This is a genomic window from Cupriavidus sp. UYPR2.512, from assembly GCF_000379565.1.
In the GTDB taxonomy this organism is placed as follows: Bacteria; Pseudomonadota; Gammaproteobacteria; order Burkholderiales; family Burkholderiaceae; genus Cupriavidus.
This window is the reverse complement of the sequence record NZ_KB903018.1, coordinates 1-2,380: the sequence shown is the minus strand read 5'-3', so window position 1 is coordinate 2,380 and position 2,380 is coordinate 1. Positions and strand designations below refer to the sequence as shown.

Sequence of the window (2,380 nt, the reverse complement as noted above, 5' to 3'; positions counted from 1 at the left end):
TGTATTGCTCAAATCGCTCGCTCGCGCTCATCGCTCTTCATGAACTGTGCCAAGAAGTTTATAGTATGGCACATTTATGACACAGTAAGACTAGCTTTGGTCAGCGCATCTTGGGCATCACCGATGCTCGCGTAGCGATCCGAATCAACGCGAACAAGCGATTGCGCACCCGAGTAGGTTTCGAATGCGCGCCTGGCTGTCAGCAGATCCCTTGCCTCCTGAACTGCCTGGAGGTAGTTGGCCGACATGAGCTTGTCGAACGTACGCTCACCCCGATGGTCGCGGCCGATATGCCAGAAGCTCTTTACGCCGTATGCATCGCAGCACACACCAGTCCAGGAGTCATCGAGCCGATCGACGGTACTACCATGGTAGATCACGACGTTGCCATCGACGACTGCCATGAAGGGAAGCTCGGCCAGGTTCGATTGCGCCTGCGGCAACTTACCCGGGACATTGCTGGACCACGGAGCGCCAAGACGGACGGCTTCCCGGCAGGCGTGCTCATAGCTGCACGGACCGGAGTATTCGGCGACGCAGTCCACTGCAGCTCCACCGTGGATCTTGAAAACACCAAACTTGTCGCCGCCCATCGCACGCACTTCCGACTGCTGTTGCTGCGAGAAATTGCTGGTCATGATTTTCTCCTTTGTGCCTTATGGGCGGTTGAAAGGGAAAAGAGCACTAGCGCTCATCGGATTAGGATCGGATGAGAGTGGCATGCCAAACCAGCCAGTCGCATGCCCGAAGGCATGCACTGATGGGGACTACTTTTATTGATTTCGTGGCGTTAGGCCGCGATCAGGCAGATCTGCCCGGCGTCGTGCAGCCGGCAGGCTTCGTCGACGCCAAGCTTGATCAACTGCTTGAATTGACGGATCGCGCCCTCGTGCCGGCTATCGATCAGTTGCTGGACCTGGTCGATCGTGAGCCCCTCTCGTCTGGCCATGAACTCGATGGCATTGGAGGCGATGATTTGCGTTGCCGCGGCCCATTTCTGAGCTGTCAGTTCTACGTTCATGGTTTTCTCCCTTGTGCCTCGGAGAGGCGGTCAACAAAGGAGCAGGCTCGGCGAGTCATGAACTTGCCGAACCATAGCCGTGACCGGCTTGCCATCATGAAGCGCCGGCGGGGCGTGCGCCTCTGGGGATGCTGTCAGGCAGCGCGGTCATAGCGCTCGGCGCTACGGGCTGGCGTGGTGGGTTGCTGATTCGCGGTTTGCTCCCTCTGGCCTATAGCGGCGATTAGAGGAAGGAACCACTGGCTGCGCGGCAAAGAGCCCGGCAGAGAGGGAATAGGCGCGAAGCCTGTCTTGACTTTGGATGCCGATTTAACGGCCCGGTGAACTATATCATGGCTTGCGTTCGGCGTTCGTACCCCCCAAAAGTATGGGCCGATGCAACTTACCCACTGAGGTAGAGCGCCAGTGGCCCCGCGAGGGGGGACACGGGCACGGTTGCGGTTTGATATTACCTGCGGCTGGCCGCCGATTGAATGGCCAAGGTGACCTTGGCCGCGGAGTAGCCAGCGTCGATCATGACGGCAGCCAGAACCGCGCTGGGGTCCGGGTCCGTATTGCCTGCGGCAATCATTGCGCGAGCAATCGCCAAGCCAAACGGAGAAGCGACTTCGTAGGCAAAGACTCCCGGGTGGTCCCCGGTTGCGTCAAACAGATCGCTAACAGTGTCGACGAACAGTGCATGGTTGATTGCAGCTCCGATGAAGCCGAGTTCGCCGTCGAACATACCGAGTTCGATAGACGAGCATTCCCGGAGCGCATCCCTTGCGCCTGATGCGATATACGCAATGGTTAGAGGTTCAGCCGCAACACGCGTCACCGCCCGTTGACGGGACTCACTGTCGCCAGCCGCCTCCTCCGCCTTCCACGCGTCGGCTGGGAACTCTTCGTGCATGACTTCCGTCACCTCATCCTTCAGATCTGGTCGATGCTGCGAGATGAACGATGCGAGGCTGGTGCGAGTCACACCATCAATGTTGTCACTGCGCACTGAATCCAGGACTCGAAAGACGTCGGCCTTACGCAGCGCCGCAATTGAATCGGCAGCGAACAGGATGTACTTCTCGTCGATTTTGCTGGTCATGACTTTCTCCTTCTTGCCCTGAGGGCCGTTGAAAAGGAGCGAGCCTGGGCTCGGCGAGGCGGTGGCCTCGCCGAACCGGAAACCGGTTTGGCGTCGCCGGCCCGCGAGCACGGCGACATGGCGCTGACTTCGATCATCAGACCGTGGCGGAAAGCTCCTCCACCATCTGGGAATACGAAATTTGGCGTGGTTCATCCCGGCGTTACACAGGCAGGGCAGAAATGAAAGTGCGGGTAATGTGGCCCACTTTAATTTCGGCGTCCCCATGACTTCATCCG

At 58.7% G+C, this 2,380-nt stretch carries 2 protein-coding genes and 1 pseudogene; all 3 read right to left on the bottom strand.

Annotated elements, in window-relative coordinates:
• Window positions 1-74: 74 nt before the first annotated feature.
• On the bottom strand, window positions 75-638 hold the full coding sequence (locus tag A3A5_RS0117820) for a hypothetical protein (protein ID WP_018311899.1): 564 nt from the start codon (window positions 636-638) through the stop codon (window positions 75-77).
• A gap of 152 nt (window positions 639-790) precedes the next feature.
• A complete protein-coding gene (locus A3A5_RS0117815; protein WP_018311898.1) occupies window positions 791-1,021 on the bottom strand; it encodes a hypothetical protein in 231 nt (76 codons plus the stop codon).
• A gap of 448 nt (window positions 1,022-1,469) precedes the next feature.
• A pseudogene (locus A3A5_RS0117810) lies at window positions 1,470-2,380 on the bottom strand (hypothetical protein); the annotation flags it as partial.